The organism is Nonlabens sp. Asnod3-A02 (assembly GCF_045063755.1).
In the GTDB taxonomy this organism is placed as follows: domain Bacteria; phylum Bacteroidota; class Bacteroidia; order Flavobacteriales; family Flavobacteriaceae; genus Nonlabens; species Nonlabens xylanidelens.
In genome coordinates, this window is record NZ_JBEFOC010000007.1 from 1,428,558 (window position 1) to 1,446,455 (window position 17,898).

The 17,898-nt window shown below is 35.1% G+C and carries 17 protein-coding genes; 5 read left to right on the forward strand and 12 right to left on the reverse strand.

What is annotated here, in order from left to right; genetic code table 11:
* Positions 1-8 precede the first annotated feature (8 nt).
* The 12 genes from ACJJVN_RS09895 to ACJJVN_RS09950 all read right to left on the reverse strand — a co-directional run bounded on the left by ACJJVN_RS09895 (position 9) and on the right by ACJJVN_RS09950 (position 9,870).
* Complete coding sequence (locus ACJJVN_RS09895) at positions 9-2,942, reverse strand: glycoside hydrolase family 3 N-terminal domain-containing protein (RefSeq protein ID WP_405377981.1); 2,934 nt, start codon at positions 2,940-2,942, stop codon at positions 9-11.
* A 139-nt stretch (positions 2,943-3,081) separates the two neighbouring features.
* Positions 3,082-3,300 carry a hypothetical protein gene (locus ACJJVN_RS09900; RefSeq protein WP_146080378.1) on the reverse strand — a complete coding sequence of 73 codons (219 nt, stop codon included), beginning with the start codon at positions 3,298-3,300 and terminating at the stop codon, positions 3,082-3,084.
* A gap of 15 nt (positions 3,301-3,315) precedes the next feature.
* Positions 3,316-3,798, reverse strand: coding sequence for an ABC transporter ATPase (locus tag ACJJVN_RS09905; protein WP_348115875.1), 483 nt, complete (start codon positions 3,796-3,798; stop codon positions 3,316-3,318).
* A gap of 3 nt (positions 3,799-3,801) precedes the next feature.
* Entirely contained in the window at positions 3,802-4,011 is a 210-nt protein-coding gene (locus ACJJVN_RS09910; protein WP_405377982.1) for a hypothetical protein, read from the reverse strand.
* Positions 4,011-4,223 carry a hypothetical protein gene (locus tag ACJJVN_RS09915; protein WP_405377983.1) on the reverse strand — a complete coding sequence of 71 codons (213 nt, stop codon included), beginning with the start codon at positions 4,221-4,223 and terminating at the stop codon, positions 4,011-4,013. Before ACJJVN_RS09915 ends, ACJJVN_RS09910 begins: the two co-directional genes overlap by 1 nt.
* Positions 4,223-4,432: a hypothetical protein gene (locus tag ACJJVN_RS09920; protein WP_104515077.1), complete on the reverse strand. Its 210-nt coding sequence runs from the start codon at positions 4,430-4,432 to the stop codon at positions 4,223-4,225. Before ACJJVN_RS09920 ends, ACJJVN_RS09915 begins: the two co-directional genes overlap by 1 nt.
* Positions 4,433-5,068 (reverse strand): hypothetical protein, encoded by a 636-nt coding sequence (locus tag ACJJVN_RS09925; RefSeq protein ID WP_405377984.1) that lies wholly within the window; start codon positions 5,066-5,068, stop codon positions 4,433-4,435.
* A complete protein-coding gene (locus ACJJVN_RS09930) occupies positions 5,069-5,860 on the reverse strand; it encodes a (Fe-S)-binding protein (protein WP_405368854.1) in 792 nt (263 codons plus the stop codon).
* Positions 5,861-5,961: 101 nt separating this feature from the next.
* The gene (locus ACJJVN_RS09935) at positions 5,962-6,393 is read right to left on the reverse strand and encodes a phosphoheptose isomerase (protein ID WP_104515080.1); all 432 of its coding nucleotides are present in this window, start codon (positions 6,391-6,393) and stop codon (positions 5,962-5,964) included.
* A gap of 3 nt (positions 6,394-6,396) precedes the next feature.
* The gene (locus tag ACJJVN_RS09940; RefSeq protein WP_405377985.1) at positions 6,397-7,752 is read right to left on the reverse strand and encodes a 4Fe-4S dicluster domain-containing protein; all 1,356 of its coding nucleotides are present in this window, start codon (positions 7,750-7,752) and stop codon (positions 6,397-6,399) included.
* 6 nt (positions 7,753-7,758) lie between these two features.
* On the reverse strand, positions 7,759-8,712 hold the full coding sequence (locus ACJJVN_RS09945) for an MlaD family protein (RefSeq protein WP_104515082.1): 954 nt from the start codon (positions 8,710-8,712) through the stop codon (positions 7,759-7,761).
* Between the two features lie 72 nt (positions 8,713-8,784).
* On the reverse strand, positions 8,785-9,870 hold the full coding sequence (locus tag ACJJVN_RS09950) for an N-acetylmuramoyl-L-alanine amidase (RefSeq protein ID WP_405377986.1): 1,086 nt from the start codon (positions 9,868-9,870) through the stop codon (positions 8,785-8,787).
* A gap of 20 nt (positions 9,871-9,890) precedes the next feature.
* Here ACJJVN_RS09950 and ACJJVN_RS09955 point away from each other — a divergent pair, with 20 nt between their 5' ends.
* From ACJJVN_RS09955 to ACJJVN_RS09975, 5 genes are all read left to right on the forward strand, one after another.
* Entirely contained in the window at positions 9,891-12,734 is a 2,844-nt protein-coding gene (locus ACJJVN_RS09955) for a putative LPS assembly protein LptD (RefSeq protein ID WP_405377987.1), read from the forward strand.
* A 717-nt stretch (positions 12,735-13,451) separates the two neighbouring features.
* On the forward strand, positions 13,452-14,066 hold the full coding sequence (locus tag ACJJVN_RS09960) for a hypothetical protein (RefSeq protein WP_405377988.1): 615 nt from the start codon (positions 13,452-13,454) through the stop codon (positions 14,064-14,066).
* Positions 14,067-15,275: 1,209 nt separating this feature from the next.
* Positions 15,276-15,575 (forward strand): helix-turn-helix domain-containing protein, encoded by a 300-nt coding sequence (locus ACJJVN_RS09965; protein WP_405377989.1) that lies wholly within the window; start codon positions 15,276-15,278, stop codon positions 15,573-15,575.
* 1 nt (position 15,576) lies between these two features.
* On the forward strand, positions 15,577-16,608 hold the full coding sequence (gene dcm, locus ACJJVN_RS09970; RefSeq protein ID WP_405377990.1) for a DNA (cytosine-5-)-methyltransferase: 1,032 nt from the start codon (positions 15,577-15,579) through the stop codon (positions 16,606-16,608).
* Entirely contained in the window at positions 16,556-17,656 is a 1,101-nt protein-coding gene (locus tag ACJJVN_RS09975) for a restriction endonuclease, SacI family (protein WP_405377991.1), read from the forward strand. Before dcm ends, ACJJVN_RS09975 begins: the two co-directional genes overlap by 53 nt.
* Positions 17,657-17,898 lie beyond the last annotated feature (242 nt).

The window sequence follows — 17,898 nt, forward strand, 5'->3', positions numbered from 1 at the left end:
GTATATTTTTAGTCTATGATCGAGTCATAGATTATTTGCTGTATGTTAGTTCTTATATTTTCTTTAATGATAAACCTGTTTCCAGCATCTGGATGCACGCGGTTAGATAAAAATACATAAACTATTTCTTCTTCAGGATCTGCCCAGGTGTAAGCACCAGTAAATCCACTGTGACCAAAACTACTTTTACCTACACAACCACAAGTAGGTCCAGATACTTTTAATTGTGGTTTATCAAATCCTACACCACGTCTCACATCGTTCTCACAGTAATAACAGGTATTAAATTTATCTATGGTTTCTGGAGTAAAATACTGTCTACCGCCATAGGTACCGCCTTGCATGTACATTTGCATCATTTTTGCCACATCATTTGCTGTAGAAAATAATCCTGCATGACCACCTATTCCGCCCTGCATGGCAGCACCTTGATCATGTACATAACCATGTACGAGTTGTCTTCTAAAAAGGGTATCGTTTTCTGTAGGAACAATTTGATTCAAAGGAAATTTATCACGTGGTAAATATCCAGTACGATTCATACCCAGAGATTCATAAAAATGATTCTGAGTTAATTCATCAAGATTTTTATTATAATGCTTTTCAATATATTTTTTCATTAAGTAATAAGGAAGATCACTGTACTTATATTCTAGCTTTTTTCTTAAATCACTTGTTTTAATACGATTAAATATCGTGTCTTGTACTTGTATGTTTGTGTACATTCCATTTGCCACCTGTATATCAAACCCTTGCTGCGGTCCATTACTGTAGTATTTAGACAACGGCAGTTTAGTTAATGAATCTAGCGTGTAGATATAAAACGGTATCCATGGCTTAAAACGACCATAATGTGACAGCATTTGTTTTACCGTGATTTGTTCTTTATTAGAACTAGTCAAGTCTATATCTAATTTAGAAATAGAATCGTCTAGAGATACTACATGAGACTCTTCTAACTCCATAACCAGCGGTAATGTTCCCAGAATTTTAGTAACCGATGCGATATCGTACACATCACTCTCATTTACTTTACTTTTTTTATTATAAGTATGGTAACCATATGTTTTATCTAGAATCACTTTACCGTGTCTAGCCACTAAAATTTGCATACCTGGCGCTCCTTTTCCATCTATGGTATACTTAGCAATGCTATCTATTTTTGCCACCATACGAGAGTCTAGCCCAACACTAGAAGGGTTATGTCCGTAAGAAAGACGTTTTACATTCTTAACCTTTATACCATCATTAACATTAAATAATCCAGAACTTACTGGCAATGTACCTACAGCATCTCTCGCGCCAAAAATAATTTGCGCACTCACCTCTTGGCTCATTTTGCTATTTTGATAAGACATGACTATACCTTCAAAATTTTCGGTAGTTTTAATCTGATCTAGCATATAGGGTCTCACAAAACCATCAAAAACTACATCGTGTTTTCTCGCTATTTCATACAGCCACGTTAACTCATGTTGTTTTAATCGATATGATTTCCATGGATTTGCATTACTTCTATGCAGCCCTATAATAACCGTATTGTATTTTTCTAGCATAGTAAGCAGTACATCTAACTTATCTGCTGCTACCTTATCGACATTAGTATACCTATTCAATTCTTTAAAAAACACATCTCCACTATCATCTCCTAATTCCACATAAGCGATTTTTTTAGTTTCTAGATTTTGAAGAGGTAAGATATTATTCTTATTTTTCAGTACTGTAATTGCCTTAGATATAGCATTTTCATACACCACGTCATCTTGCTCTGTATTTAAATCCTTTACTAGATTAGAAATAACAATAGGCTTGTATTCATGAAGACCTACCACATACTTAGACATTAAAATTTTCTTTACAGAATAAGCTAGGCGTTCTTCTGTTACATCACCACTTGCAATAGCTTCTGTAATTTTTGCGATAGACTTCGGTATATTTTCAGAAATAAGTAGCACATCATTACCTGCTTTAAAAGCTGCAAGATCAATCTCTCCAGGTGCGCTGAAGTTACTTGCACCCTTCATATTAAGAGCATCAGTAAAAATAAGACCGTTAAAACCTAATTTAGTTTTCAATATATCAGTCACTACTTTGTGGCTGATGCTTGTAGGATAACCAGCACGAGGCTCTAGACTAGGTATATTTAAATGTGCTATCATCACACTAGCCATACCTTCCTTAATCAACTTTCTATAAGGATATAATTCTACACTATCTATACGCTCTGCACTAAAATCTACCGTAGGCAACGTCTTGTGACTGTCTTGATCTGTATCTCCATGACCAGGAAAATGCTTTGCACAAGCTAGTGTACCAGTACTTTGCATTCCTTTCATAAAAGCACCAGCTTTATCCGTCACATTGTACATGTCTTCACCAAAACTTCTATTCCCTATAATAGGGTTCTTAGGATTTGTATTGATATCTACATCAGGAGCAAAATTGATATGAACGCCCAGTCTTTTACAGTGCTCACCTATACGCTGTCCCACTTCATAACTAGAAGTATTACCTGGCGTTGCACCCAGCGTCATATTCCATGGGAAAGCATACGTATCTTCTAGACGCATGGAGAGACCCCATTCTGCATCCATTGCGATTAACATTTTAGTCTTAGATTTTGCTTGTAACTCGTTAGTTAAATAGGCTTGTTCTACAGGACCACCTTTAGAAAAAATAACACCACCTATTTTATGTTTCTCTACCAGATTGCGCACATGGTCTTCATGAGCTTTTCCTTTATTAGAAAACATATCTACCATAAACAGCTGCCCTATCCTTTCTTTTTGAGATAGACTGTTATAAACACTATCTACCCAATGCATTTGGGCAATAGAATCTGCAGCAATAAGAGGCTTGTTATTAGTTAATTGCGCTTGTGATGTGTACGCTTTCGCGAAAGCTAACACTACCAAAAGCAATGATGCATTTTTAAATTTCATATAATATATCAAGAATTTTAAATAAGGAAACCAAGAATCGTTCCTTACTCGAAAGATACCGAAAAACAAAAGGACTGCATAAAAAAACCAGCTTAAAAGTAAGCTGGTTTTTAACTGTTTTATTAACTAAAATCATACCTTAAAGACACTCACAAGTGCAACTATCTCCTTCAAAAAAATCACTGCTGTGATGATAACTCGCAATACCGTCTGGACAGATAAATTGTGCTGTTTCTAAACACTCTTCAGAACTTTTAGTATTCAGGTAACTGAAACTAACCGTCGATATCATAATCAATATCATGGAGATCGCTATAACCACTTTAAATTTATCGATAAAGGCGATTACTCTAGTCATAACAAAAGGTGTTTTCTAGAAAAATCTAGAATGCCAGCTATCGCTTGCCGGTACTTCCCAGTGTTCTTTATATTCTCCTACTGTTTCTACTAGATTATTAAAAACTATGGTTTTAGGAGAAACCGATTTTGCTTTACACATTTTTTTAAAATCTGCTAGATCTTTATGTGCGACATACTGCCCATTTTTAAAAGTAACATTCATCTTATCCATTAAATCCACACGATATGCTTTTTCTATAGACTGTATAAAACGCACACTTGCATCTATAGAACAACCTGTCGCTCCAGCCTCTGACTGGTCCAGACCTATCACTATAAATCTATTATATGGATAGTCTACACCTGCTCTAAGATCTTTACCATGAGCAGTCCACTTCTGTAAAAAATTATCCATTTGTGGTTTCAACTCATTGATCTCATCAGTGGTAAAAGGTCTATTTGCTTGGTAAATCCACACTCTAGCATCGTCTGGAAGATCTTTGAAATTTGCGTGCATAATTTATTTTTTTGCTTTTAAAGTAAAGTAACTCATTAAAAATAATAAAACCCCAAACAGAAGAGAAGAGAGCAAAGAAGCCTTGAGGTTAAAGGGCTCGTCACCAAAAAAGTAATCATACGACTCCATAATACAAGTAAATATTACCGTAACCGTAATGGTATAAATCAATCTCGCTTTAAGAGATGCTCTATTCTGTTTATTTGTAAACATTACTTTTTCTTTTTATTTATGGAATAACCAGAACTAAAAAAGCCAAAGATAAACATCGCTATGAAAAAGAAAATGTAGTATCCCCAATCATAGTCTGCCATATCAAAAACGGTAAATATGATGTAACAAAATAAAGTAGTAAAACCAGAGCTTAATAATGCGTAGATAAAACGTGTCTTTACTGGCACTCTATCAAAGTTAAATAAACTCATTATTTTTTATTTTTACTACTATTTCTCATGGACCACCATATAATACCAGCTACTAATAAACCGAACATTATAAAATCTACAGCAAACTTGAGAATGCTAAAACCTGTGTCTTCAGTAATTTGATAAAATATAGACATGATTATGGCATACACAAGACCACCGAATGCTCCTGAAAGGACAATGCTTTTATAATCTAGTTTCTCTTTCAATTACTCTTCTATTGTATCAATTCTATCTAGAACTAACATGTTGCGGTATTCACCTATACGTGGGTCATAAATATCGAGTTCCATTGCGGTAAATACATAAGATTTCTTACCCTTTACAGCGTCTTCTAGTAACTCGTCATTATCCACATAAGTAAGCCATATAACTTTATGTCTGCGGCCGTCTTCATCTTTTATTTCAAAAGTGGTGAATTTCTTATCGTCAGATTTTACTATTTTACCTGTAAACTCGATGTATTCTTGCTCATCGTATTCTTCTTCTTCAGATGATACTTGTGCTTGTCTAACATCCCTAGCTATCATCATAAAAATAGGTAAAGCCTCTTCACATGTTGATGCTAGTGTTACACCTACCTGCTTTCCTATGTTAAGAGATTTCTGCGGATTTGTTATATCAAGTCCTTTTTCATTAAAATATTCCTGATCATTTGAATACACTTGCATGATACAACGACCAAATTCTAATTCTGCTTTTTCTCTTGTATCAAGACCTTCTTTACCTTCAATACATTCACAAACACCATTAGATAGTTTTGTTATTGCTTCTTTGTCAAATTCCTGTGCATTTACAACTACTGTTGCAAGAAATGCGATACTAAGTAATAATAAATTTCTCATTTATAAATCTGCTGCGCTTGCTATTAATTCTGCTACATCCATTACTTCTACCTGACCTTCTTTTTCTACCGCCTTAACACCGTCTGTAATCATTGTGTTACAGAAAGGACATCCTGCAGCAATAATCTCTGCACCAGTATCTACCGCTTCTTCTGTACGTTCTACGTTTATGTCTTTATTACCTTCTTCTGGCTCTTTAAACATTTGTGCACCACCAGCACCACAACATAAACCGTTGCGACGGCTGCGTTTCATTTCTATAAGTGCCGCATCTAGTTTTTCTATTAAATCACGTGGCGCTTCATAAATCTCATTTGCACGACCTAGATAACATGGATCGTGATACGTGATTTTCTTACCTTTAAATTTCCCGCCTTCTATGGTTAATTTACCGTCTGCGATTAAATCTTTAAGAAAAGAAGTGTGGTGTACTACTTCATAGTTACCACCTAATTCTGGGTATTCATTTTTAAGCGTATTAAAACAGTGTGGACATGCCGTTACTATTTTTTTAATACCATATCCATTCAACACCTCGATATTCATCATGGCTTGCATCTGGAATAAGAACTCATTACCAGCACGTTTTGCAGGATCTCCAGAACAACTTTCTTCTGCTCCTAAAACTGCAAATTCTACACCTGCCTTATTTAAAAGCTTTACAAAAGCCTTTGTTATTTTCTTTGCTCTATCGTCAAAACTACCGCTGCATCCTACCCAGAACAAAACCTCTGGTTGTTTGCCTTGCGCTATAAATTCTGCTGCTGTAGGTACTACTAAATTATTACTCATATCTTAAAAATTAAGAATCCAAAAAGTATGAATTCAGAATAGGTATAAATTTTTATTATTAATTAGAGGGATCTCGCTTTCGCGAAAGCGAATCCTACAAATTATTTATGGTTTTTAAAAACCTCTATAGTCACTTCTTTTTCTACCAGGTGTGTAAACTCACCTGTATAACGTGTCGCTCTTACCATGTGGTTATCTATCCAGTGGTAATTACCACCTCTAGGTTTACCCATTAATAAACTATGAAATTTAAACCCATGTTTATTTAACCAGTCTGTAGTCACCTCGCGGTGTTCTTCTGTTCTAGAAGTAAAGAAGCAAATCACATGACCTTGATCATACCATTCATTAAGCGTTTTTAAAGCATCAGGAAATGGTGCACAAGTCGCCATTCTTTCTGGTTCTTCATTAGGCACATCTTCTGTAATGGTACCGTCTATATCGATTAAATAATTCTTTACTCCTTCTGGAAGTACTGGACTAGCTAGAGATCCATCTTCATTAAGGGCTTCATTAAACTGTTCTTCACTCATAATTTACTCTTTTGACCAGTTTAAACGGTCCATTTGGTTATACGGCCATGGCGCACCATTGTTCTCTATGTTACCCATAGTAACATTAAGTTCTGTAGGTGCCGCACTATTTTCTAATACTAAATATCTTCTCATTTCCATTATGATACTTAATGGATCGATACCTATAGGACAAGCCTCTACACATGCGTTACATGTAGTACAAGCCCATAATTCTTCTGGTGTGATGTAGTCGTTTAATAAGGTCTTACCGTCATCTTTCCACTCACCTTCTTTATTTATTACCGCACCTACATCTTCTAGTCTATCACGAGTTTCCATCATGATTTTACGCGGGCTTAATTTCTTACCAGTAATATTTGCTGGACACTCTGACGTACAACGTCCACATTCTGTACAGGTATATGCATTAAGTAACTGTACTTGATCGAGATCAAAAATATCATTTGCTCCTAGCGCTGCAGGAACTTCGTCTGCCTCACTTGGATCTGGTGCTGCAAATGGATCTGCGTCTGGATCCATCATCATTTTTACTTCTTTAGTAACAGCAGCCATGTTAGTCAACTGCCCTTTAGGAGTAAGTTTTGCAAAATATACATTTGGAAAAGCAAGCATAATGTGTAAATGCTTAGACCAGTACAAGTAGTTTAAGAAAATAAGAATACCTACGATGTGCAACCACCAGCAAGTTCTTTCAATAATATGTAAAGTTTCAAAACTTAGACCATCAAATAACGGCGCTATAAAACCACTGATAGGAAAACTACCTGCGTTGATATAATGTAATGCTGCCTCGCTAGTAAACTGTCCTGCAAGAACACCTTGTTGTATGGTAAAGTCTGCTGCGTTCATGGTTAAAAACAACGACATTAAAACTACTTCAAAATAAAGAATATAATTGGCATCATTTTTAGGCCAGCCTTTAAGCTCTCCCATAATGAAACGTTTAATGTTCATTACATTTCTTCTTATCCAGAAAACGATAACAGATGCTAGAACTAAAAAGGCAAGGATTTCAAATGTTGCTATCAAGAAATCGTACACACCACCTAAGAAAGGAGCAAATATTCTATGCTGTCCTGTGATACCATCTATGATAATCTCTAGGACTTCTATGTTAATAATCACAAAACCTACATAAACTACTATATGCAAGAAACCAGCAACTGGACGGCGCACCATTTTAGATTGCCCTAAAGCGATACGTGCCATTTGTCCAAATCGTTCTCCTTTACGGTCAGAGCGATCTACTTCTTTTCCTAGCTTAATATTGCGAATCATTTTTTTAATATTGCTCGCAAAAAATCCTACTCCAGCAATAAGGAGTAATGTAAAAATAATATTAGGTATATATTCCATGGTCAATTATTGATCTCTATCTTCTGGTTTTTCATACTCTCCAGGCTTTTTTCCAAATACAGAAAAATGCACATAACGCTTAGGATTCAATTTGATATCCTGCATCAACATTTCTGCCTGTCGTGTGGTTCTTTCTAGGTTGTTATAAAGTTTATCATCGGTCATTAATTTACCGAGACTTCCTTTACCTGATGCTACATCGTCTAGAACTACATTAAATTTAGAAATTGCATTTTCTAATTCTTTTACCGTACCAGCTATTTCCACTTGTGCTAGTGTGTCAGATATAGCGGCAAAGTTTCTGGTAGTCACATCTAGATTCTTAATCGTACTATTAAGTTCTGTTTTGTTATCGGCTAGTAAAGAGCTTGCATTTTTAGAAAGTCCTCTTATTTCTACAAGCGTTTTATTTACTTCGTCTAAGCTGTTAGTAATCGCAAGTCTAGTATCTGGATTTAGTGTTTGATTTACTGCAGATAGAACAGAGTCTGCATTTACAATCATGCTTTCTATCTTATCCTTTAAAGGTAAAAATTCTTCCATAACCTTACCTTGTAACCCTTCGTCTGTACTAGATTTAAGAGTATCACCAGGTTGCGCAGGTCTTGCTTTACTTTGATAATTAGGTACAATCGCTAGTGCTTTACCACCTATAATACTGGTGCTGTAAACAGAAGCTACACTTTCTGAAGAGAATTTGAAAGATTCATTTACATGAAACTTAACCAGCAATCTACCAGAACTGTCTAAAAAGTCTATGTTATCGATATTACCGACACGTAAACCGTTAATAGTCACTGGTGCAGACGACGTAAGTCCTTCTACATTATCATACACGGCATAGAAGGAACGATCATCACTCAAAAGATTGCGACCTTTTAAATATTGATACCCAAAAATAAAGAGTGCTATTGCTCCCACAGTAAGCATTCCAACTTTAATTTCCTTTGAAAATTTCATTTATATCCTTTTCTACGAAGGTAAAGATACGGCAAGCTTAATTTATATGGACTAACATTTTTTTATGAGTTATCACAACCTACGACGTTCTCCATTCTCATAAATCACGATAAACGCTGATTTATAACCCTTTGCGATGGCTTTTTTACGCAAATCAGACGCCTCTTTTAGGCTAGAAAAATTACCAGTAAAGTATCGATATATACCACCATCCTTCTCTCTAGAGATTTCTGGCAGCTTATTAAAGTTGTAGGACTTTGCTTCAAGTCTCTTACTACTCGCACTTATTTGCACCTTATAAATAGCATTACTAGCGGCTGGTTTTATAACCGTAGGACTAGAAGTATCTACCTGTTCTACTTCAAAAAGGTTGATATCTCTATTTTTTTGATAATCCAGTACCGCGTCATAAATAGAAGCCGCTACTTTTTTCTGTCCAGCGCTGCTTTTAAGAAAGGTGCGCTCCTCTTTATTAGTTAGAAAACCGGTTTCTATAAGTACACTAGGCATATAAGAAAGTCTCAGTACGGCAAATCCTGCTTGCTTCACACCTCTATTCTTACGCTTTAAATCTTCGGCAAATCGTTTTTGAACGTTTGCACCCATTTCTATACTATTATCCAGGTATTCTTCTTGAATCATAAGATTAGTAGCAAAGCTAGATGGATCATTGGGGTCAAAACCCACATACTTTTCCTTATAATCTTCTTCTAATAAGATAACAGAATTCTCTCGTTGTACCACTTCTAGATTATCTGCATTTCTATGTATTCCTAGCACCCATGTTTCATTTCCTTTGGCCTGTGTTGCCGCGGCAGCATTACAGTGTACCGACACAAAAAGGTCTGCTTTTGCATTATTTGCTATGTCTGCTCGTTGATATAATTCTAGAAATTTATCTGTCGTACGCGTGTAAACCACTTTAATATCGGCATGCGACTCGAGTTGTTTTCCCAGTATTTTAACAACTTTAAGCGCTATATCCGACTCTTTTGTGTTGGCTACAAATTTACCAGAGTCCTTACCACCATGGCCTGCATCTAGTACAACGGTAAAAACCTTTTTAACATTAGTTTTTGTAGAATCGATGGGTATATTTGCAATCGATAACACTGGTATAATAATTAAGGCAATAATAAGATATAACTTCGTTTTCATATTAAACTTATGAGTTGTGAATGTGTTGTTTATTAATTCGCTTTCGCGAAAGCGTAATTATCAAAAAACGCTTAAAATTTATATGTAGTTTTGACATTTCAAAAACCAGACCATTTCTAACAACGAAAATAGTACAACCTAGATTGCATTTACATTTAAAGCATATAATTTTTTTAACGCTCTTTTTATTAAGTGCTGCTACTGCAATAGCACAAGAGCTACCAGAAACTGGTACACCTATACCAGCACCAGCGCCACAACCTACTGAAAAAGAAGCAGAAAAAAAGCCTGCCAAAACTGTGGTTAATATAGAGGACCTTAAAAAAGAGAACGACACCGTCGTTAACGATTCTATAAAAAAGCCCAAAGCAGTTCTAGAATACGTAGTAGAATCTACCGCAAAGGACTATAAACGCATCGATAGAAGAGCAAATACCGTTACCCTTTATAATGAGGCAAAAATCACTTATGGAGACATTACCATAGAAGCTGGTACCATAATTATTAATAACAATACTGGTAATATAACAGCCTATGGTATCGTGCAAGATTCTCTAGGTTACACACAAAAACCGGTCTTTACACAAGGTACCAATGTGGTTAAACCAGACTCTATAGTATTTAATAAAGACTCTCAAAAAGCGCTTACCTATAATTCTAGCACCACGCAAGGAGAGTTTAATGTCGTGGCAGACGTGACTAAAAAGGTAAACGATTCTGTTTTCTACATGAAAAACGCACGTTTTACCACTTCTAAGAATCCAGATAATCCAGAATATTATTTCCTGGCACGTAAAATAAAATTTGTCCCAGGTAAAAAGATCGTCACCGGTCTGGTAAACATGTACATTGCAGACGTGCCTACACCGCTAGGTTTACCCTTTGCTTATTTCCCTATGACTACAGAGCGCAAGAGTGGTGTCGTTATCCCATCCTTCGGTAACAACAACACGCAGGGATATTTTTTACAAAACGGTGGTTACTATTTTGCCGTTAACGACTACATGGACCTTACCGTATTAGGAGACTATTTTACAAACGGTAGTTATGGTGCACGAGTAGAGAGCAATTACCGCGTGCGGTATAAATATAACGGTAGTTTAAGATTCCTTTTTGAAAACCAACTACAAAGCGAGCGTGGTTTTTCTGACTTTTCACAAACCTCTCGTTACAACATTAACTGGCAGCACTCACAAGACAGCAAGTCCAGTCCTAGTTCCACATTTAGCGCCAGTGTAAACCTGGGTAGTAGTGAGTTTTATAGAGAGTCCTTTAACCAGATCAACCAGAGCGCCACACTAGTAAACAACCTGAGCAGTTCCATATCCTATTCAAAATCCTTCAGTGGAGAGCCGCAAGTAAATTTGAGCGCCAGTATAACACAAAACCAAAACACCAACACAGACGTCGTTAACCTTACCCTACCTACTCTACAAGGTAGTGTCTCTAGAGTCTATCCATTTGCACCCAAAGAAGGTGTAAAAAAAGGAGTGATTCAAAATATAAATTTACAGTACAATTTAAGAGGTGAAAATCGCATTACCACAAATGGAGACGATTTCCTGACAGAAAAAATGTTTGACAACGCCGTTTCTGGTTTACAACACAGCATACCGGTAGCGACTAACTTTAAAGCAGGATACTTCAGTTTCAGTGCCAATGCCAACTTTCAAGAAAACTGGGTGTTTGAAACCTTCAGACAGAAATTTGTAGAAGATGAAGACGGTGTTTTTGAAACCGTGACAGACACCATAAGCGGTTTTGACGCTTACCGCACCTATAGTTATGGAGCCAGTGTAGGTACTACCGTTTATGGTAGCTGGAAATCAAAAAATCCAGAATCAAAAATACAGGCCATACGTCACATCATACGTCCTAATTTAAGCTACAGTGCAAATCCTAGTTTTGAGCAATACTACGACCGTATATTAACAGAGCAAGGTATGGACGCTCCTACCGAAGAAGAGCAATTCTTCAGCCGTTTTGAAGGAACCTTGTTCGGTGCACCAGGACGTAATTTTTCTAGTAGCGTTAGTCTAGGTATACAAAACAACATAGAGGCCAAAGTGCGCGATCGCGATTCTACAAAAACCGATCTACGCAAGGTACAAGTACTTAAATCACTATCCTTTAACACCTCATACAACATTGCAGGAGATTCCCTTAACTGGAGTCCAGTTACCCTACGTGGTGTCATACCCATAACTAAGAACATAGACCTTAACTTTGACGCAAACCTAGATCCCTATGCCCTAGATAATAACAACAACCGCATCGATACCTTTAATATAGATAACGGCGGTAGTTTATTTAGACTTACACGAGCAGGAATACGTACCAGTTTTAAACTGAGTAGTGAAGACTTTAAAAAAGGCGACAAAGACAGCGATAAAGAAAAATCTAACGAGCGCACCCAACAAAATGGTGGTCGCGATGACGACCTCTTCGGCCAGTCCATAGACTACAGTCGCGAGCAAAAACAAGAGCCCGTAAAGCAAGACGTAGACGTAAATAAAGACCGCTATAAATTTGATTTACCGTGGTCACTCAACTTTGCCTACACCATGACCTATAACAACGCACAGCGCCAGAACGAGATCAACCAGCAAAGTCTTATGGTAAGCGGTGACCTAGAACTGTCCCCACGATGGTCCATAGGTGGTAACACCGGTTATGATTTTGCAAATAAAGGTGTGTCCTTTACCACCCTACGTTTTCAGCGCGATCTAGAGAGTTTTACCATGAGTTTTAACTGGACACCTATAGGTACCAGTAACAGCTGGTTCTTCTTTATAGGGATAAAAGCAAGCGCCTTGAGCGATATTAAATGGGACCAGCGCAAACAGCCAGACCCAACATTTTAATACCCCAATAAAAAGCAGCACCTACCCTACAGTCTAGACACATAAAATAACTATACTATAGATACCGCTTGCGCGAAAGCGGAACATCTAACCAACACATTACAACACAACACACACCCAAAAGACCAACCAGATGCGTTGGTCTTTTTTAGGTCTAGAAATGAAAGAAACTCTAGCCGATATTAAACGTTTAATATTAAAAAGTTCTTATATACACCTAAAACCGCAATACATAAAATTTTACAAAAAAGTTCTTATATACACCCCATATGGTAGGGTTAGTTAATGGTTTTTTAGTAAATTGCTTATATATAACAGTTCAGGCCAATTACCTGCGGCCGTAGTTCTACGCTATAAAATTTTAATTTGTTCCTATTGCGAACTAATATTACTCTACTCCATAGCCATGAAAAATATAAAGCAATCTCTAGGATAAACAAATTAACAATTTTAAGACTCCCAAACTACTAATTGGCCTGAACGGGCAAAGGTGTAAAACGCCTCGTCTTAAATCCGGTGCATACTTGCTTTTGTCATGCTGCCACAAATAACTGGCGTGAACAAAGCATAAAGCGTATCAGGCGTTTTAAAGGCTACCTGTGAGGCTGTATAATTCAAAATTAGTCTATCTTTAAAATCCTAAATTAACATCTCTAACATTGGGATACAAAGCAAAACGCCTCACACGCCTTATACCTTTGCCCGTTATCTCACATTATGAAAAAAATCTGTTTCCAAATTTTACAATTAGCGTTTTATGGAATTTTGTGTTTAATTATCATCGGATGTAACGAGAAACCAGAAAATACAACTTTACAGAAAAGCGAAATTGAATACGAATTTGAACGGGAGATCATTACGTATGATTATGGAAATGGAATTACAGAAGATGTTGAACTTTACATTGGTAAATCGAATGATACAATCGGAAACCAAGTATTTGCTTATAACAAAAAAGTCCTTGACAGTTCGATGAGTTTATTTTACGAATTAAATCTTAAACAGATTAAAAATTCAAATGAATACAGCGGATTAATTAAATATCATTTCAATCCGAATCGTGAAGGAAAATTAGTCAGTTTTACATTTACTGTAATTAGCAAAATAAATGATAAAACGGATTTTTTAAATTTTTACAATTACGATAACGAAAAAAATCAATTAGAATTTAAATTAAAAAATAATAGCGATACCTTAGTTGGACATATTCACGCCCAACATACATTGGATTCAATTGTAAACAATGAAGATAAAATACGAATTCGAGAAATTTTTATTTCGGTTGATAATTATACCAAAACTAATAATCCCTTTACGAAAGGATTGCGCTAAATTACGTGAGATAACACCGTATAAAAATAATAGGGCAATTAATTGTTTAATTCAATGGCTCTAGTACTTTTATGAAGTCGCCAAATTTTTAAATTTGGCTTATTGAGAAAAAAAGATAATAATAAAAATTTAAAAATTCGGCTTGTGTTTCATCCGAATGGTTAGCGACTGTTTTCAGCCCTACTATTCTTATACCAGACCGTTCAGGCCAATTACCTGCGGCCGTAGTTCTACGCTATAAAATTTTAATTTGTTCCTATTGCGAACTAAAATTACTCTACTCCATAGCCATGAAAAATATAAAGCAATCTCTAGGATAAACAAATTAACAATTTTAAGACTCCCAAACTACTAATTGGCCTGAACGGGCAAAGGTGTAAAACGCCTCGTCTTAAATCCGGTGCATACTTGCTTTTGTCATGCTGCCACAAATAACTGGCGTGAACAAAGCATAAAGCGTATCAGGCGTTTTAAAGGCTACCTGTGAGGCTGTATAATTCAAATTTAGTCTATCTTTAAAATCCTAAATTAACATCTCTAACATTGGGATACAAAGCAAAACGCCTCACACGCCTTATACCTTTGCCCGTTGCAAAAAATCAAAGATTTCGCAACATTGAAATTCACCGATTCATTTATATCTAGGTTAATTATAGCTGTGTTATTATGGATATAAAAACTGTTGCAAGACCTTCCAAGTTGTTTCGATTGCATCGTTGAAAACTCTTGTTTTCAGAACGTAAGAACGTACAAACAACTTGAAAGTTAGTATTTTCAGTATTGAATTCCAAAGTAACATGATGTTAATATGTCAGATACAGAATGATCTTACAGGAATCAACGTCCCTTATACTCAGGTATAAAGGGCATAGATTCCTTATGAAGTTTTGTTATTATGTATGGCAGTGTGGCAAATGCTTGACATTTCACAACACTAGCTATAATTCATTTTAAAGATAGAACAGTAATTTAGATCAAAGTAATATCTTTAGAGCCATCAATTAAGAATTTACGGTAAGGCTTGATGACTGAAACGAATCATAGCCTTACCGTTGTACACAAGCTGAAACCAGCCACATATTTTAGCACTTTTGGTTTTTGCCAACGCTTAATTCTAACGCTCAAAAAACCAAAAGAGCTAAAATTTCCCAACGCTTTTGAGAATTACTAAAATAATTTGACTACTTTTGTCAAAATAATATTTGTCTTATGAAGTCATTTGGAGAAATAATTAGAAACGCTAGAGAAGAAAAAAACTATATTCTTCGACACGTAGGAGCTGAACTCGATATTGACCAAGCAATTATTAGCAAATTTGAAAGAGGAGAAAGAAAACCTACAAAAGAACAAGTAATCAAATTTGCTGATTTTTTTAAATTAGAAAAAAATGATTTAATAGTAGCTTGGTTAAGTGATAAAGTATTCTATGAATTAGAAAATGAAGATTTAGCAGAACGAGTTCTGAAAGTAGCGGAAGAAAAAATTAAATATAAAATAAAAACACATTAAGATGAAGCCAAAATTTATAGACTTATTTGCAGGTATTGGAGGCTTTAGAAAAGGGTTTGAAGATGCTGGTTATGAATGTGTATTTACATCTGAAATCGATTCAGCTTGTCAAGAAGTATATCGAGACAATTTTAATTCAGAAGTTTTTGGAGATATTACTAAAATAAAGCCTCAAGACATTCCAGACTTTGATGTTTTACTTGGTGGTTTCCCTTGTCAACCTTTTAGTATTTCTGGAAAGAAAAAAGGTTTTGACGATACGCGAGGAACTTTATTTTTCGATATCTGTAGGATTATAGATGAAAAACAACCAACGGTTGTTGTTTTAGAGAATGTTAAGCATTTAATTCATCACGATAAGAAAAGAACTTTTAAAACTATTCTTGAAACTTTAACCAAGCTAGGGTATAATGTCTCACATCAAATCTTAAACGCAAAAAATTTCGGACTACCTCAAAACAGAGAAAGAATTTTTATTATCGCAACTAAAAATAGTCATTTTAAATTTGAAAAAATAGAAAAAAAAGCTCCTGTTCAATTAAAAGACTTTCTTGATAAAAAAGGAGATTTTGAATATTTAGATAAATCTGAATACACTTTAATTGACAATCCTAAAAAGCAATTGACAGGATTAATATTTACAGGTTATAGAAATAAGAACACCTGGAAAAATGGAATTAGACCCAATACAGAACATCTATCAAGAGTTCATAGACAACCAAATAGAATCTATTCTGTAGAAGGAACACATCCTACAATTCCATCTCAAGAAACGTCTGGTAGATTTTTTATTTATTTACCAAAAGAAGACAGAGTAAGAAAATTAACCATAAATGAATGTTACAGAATAATGGGTTTCCCTAAAAATTTCAAAAAACATTCTAAAAATGGTGAACGTTATAAACAAATAGGGAATTCGGTCGCAATCCCAGTAATATATGAAGTTGCAAAAAGTATTAAAGAACAAAACTTACTAATAGATGAACCACAAAGAAAAGTTGTTGGAGACTTACGAGAACTCCTTTACAGTTAATGACATTAAAAACATTAACACAGACACAATTGAAAATATTAAACTTATTGGAGCAAAAATAAGTTCACAAAAAGGTGTTTTTACAGTTCTAACAACTTTAGTAACCCATAAATCACTATTTCCAGCACAGGATGTTAGAAAGCATCAGTCAAGTATGGTAAATGGGTTTTCGGGTAGAACTATAGATACTAGCTACATAACTCCAACCTTAAAAGAATTAGGATTACCTTCAATGGCTGAAAGTGGTTGGCTAACTCGTTCACTTGAGCAACCATATGAATATACTTTAGATTATCAAGGGAAGATTAGTAACAAAGTTGTTAAAAAAGCATTTTTAGAGACATTAGATTATTTAGAAAAAAATTCAGATAAAGCTACAAATATTTTAAGGCTAATATTATTTCAAGCAATAGAAGCAAAAAAACGTGCAACTGTTGAAATTAAACCTTTAGAAAATCCGGAAAATTTAACCATAGAAAAGATAATAAATGCACTTGAAGAGCAATTTAGTTTTAACTACGAAACTCACGGAGGTTCAAAACTTCCTGTTATTGCTTTTTATGCCATTTACAAAAGTTTAATAAATGAGTTAAGTAGATATAATGATTGTACATTAGAAGAAATGGGAAGTCATACAGCTTCTGATAGAACTTCAAAATCATCTGGTGACATAGAAATATCTAAAAATGATAACATATTTGAATCAATAGAAATAAAACTTGACAAAGAAATTGACTCTAATATTATTCGTATTGCAATAGAAAAAATAAAAAAATTCAATCCTGAAAGATATTATGTTTTATCCTATAAAGGAACCAAAGAAAGTGACAAAACAGAAATAGCAGATTTAATAACTGAAATTAAAATAGAACACGGTTGTCAAATAATAATTAATGGTGTTACTCCAACTTTAAAGTATTATTTAAGACTTATAACTTCTCTAGATGAGTTTATTGAAAACTATAGTGAGTCTATTGAAATAGACAAAGAACTGAAGAAAACACATAAGGAGAAATGGAATGAATTAATTGAAAAACACTTTAGTTAGCCAACGCTTAAAGCCATATACATTTACAATTCACTTCGGCCTCCGCATATCCAAAAATTGCAAAAGAGTATGGCTTTGCCAAAGCTAGCAAGTTTACGGAAAGAAAAAGCCAGTGTACAACAAAGAACTGTGGTAAAAAACAAGCGAATTTCACTTAATTTCTAACCAGTACACTTCTATATCCGTCATCATATATTAATCCTGATTTTGCTATGGCAAAAGCCTGTTTTAAGAGCTTATTA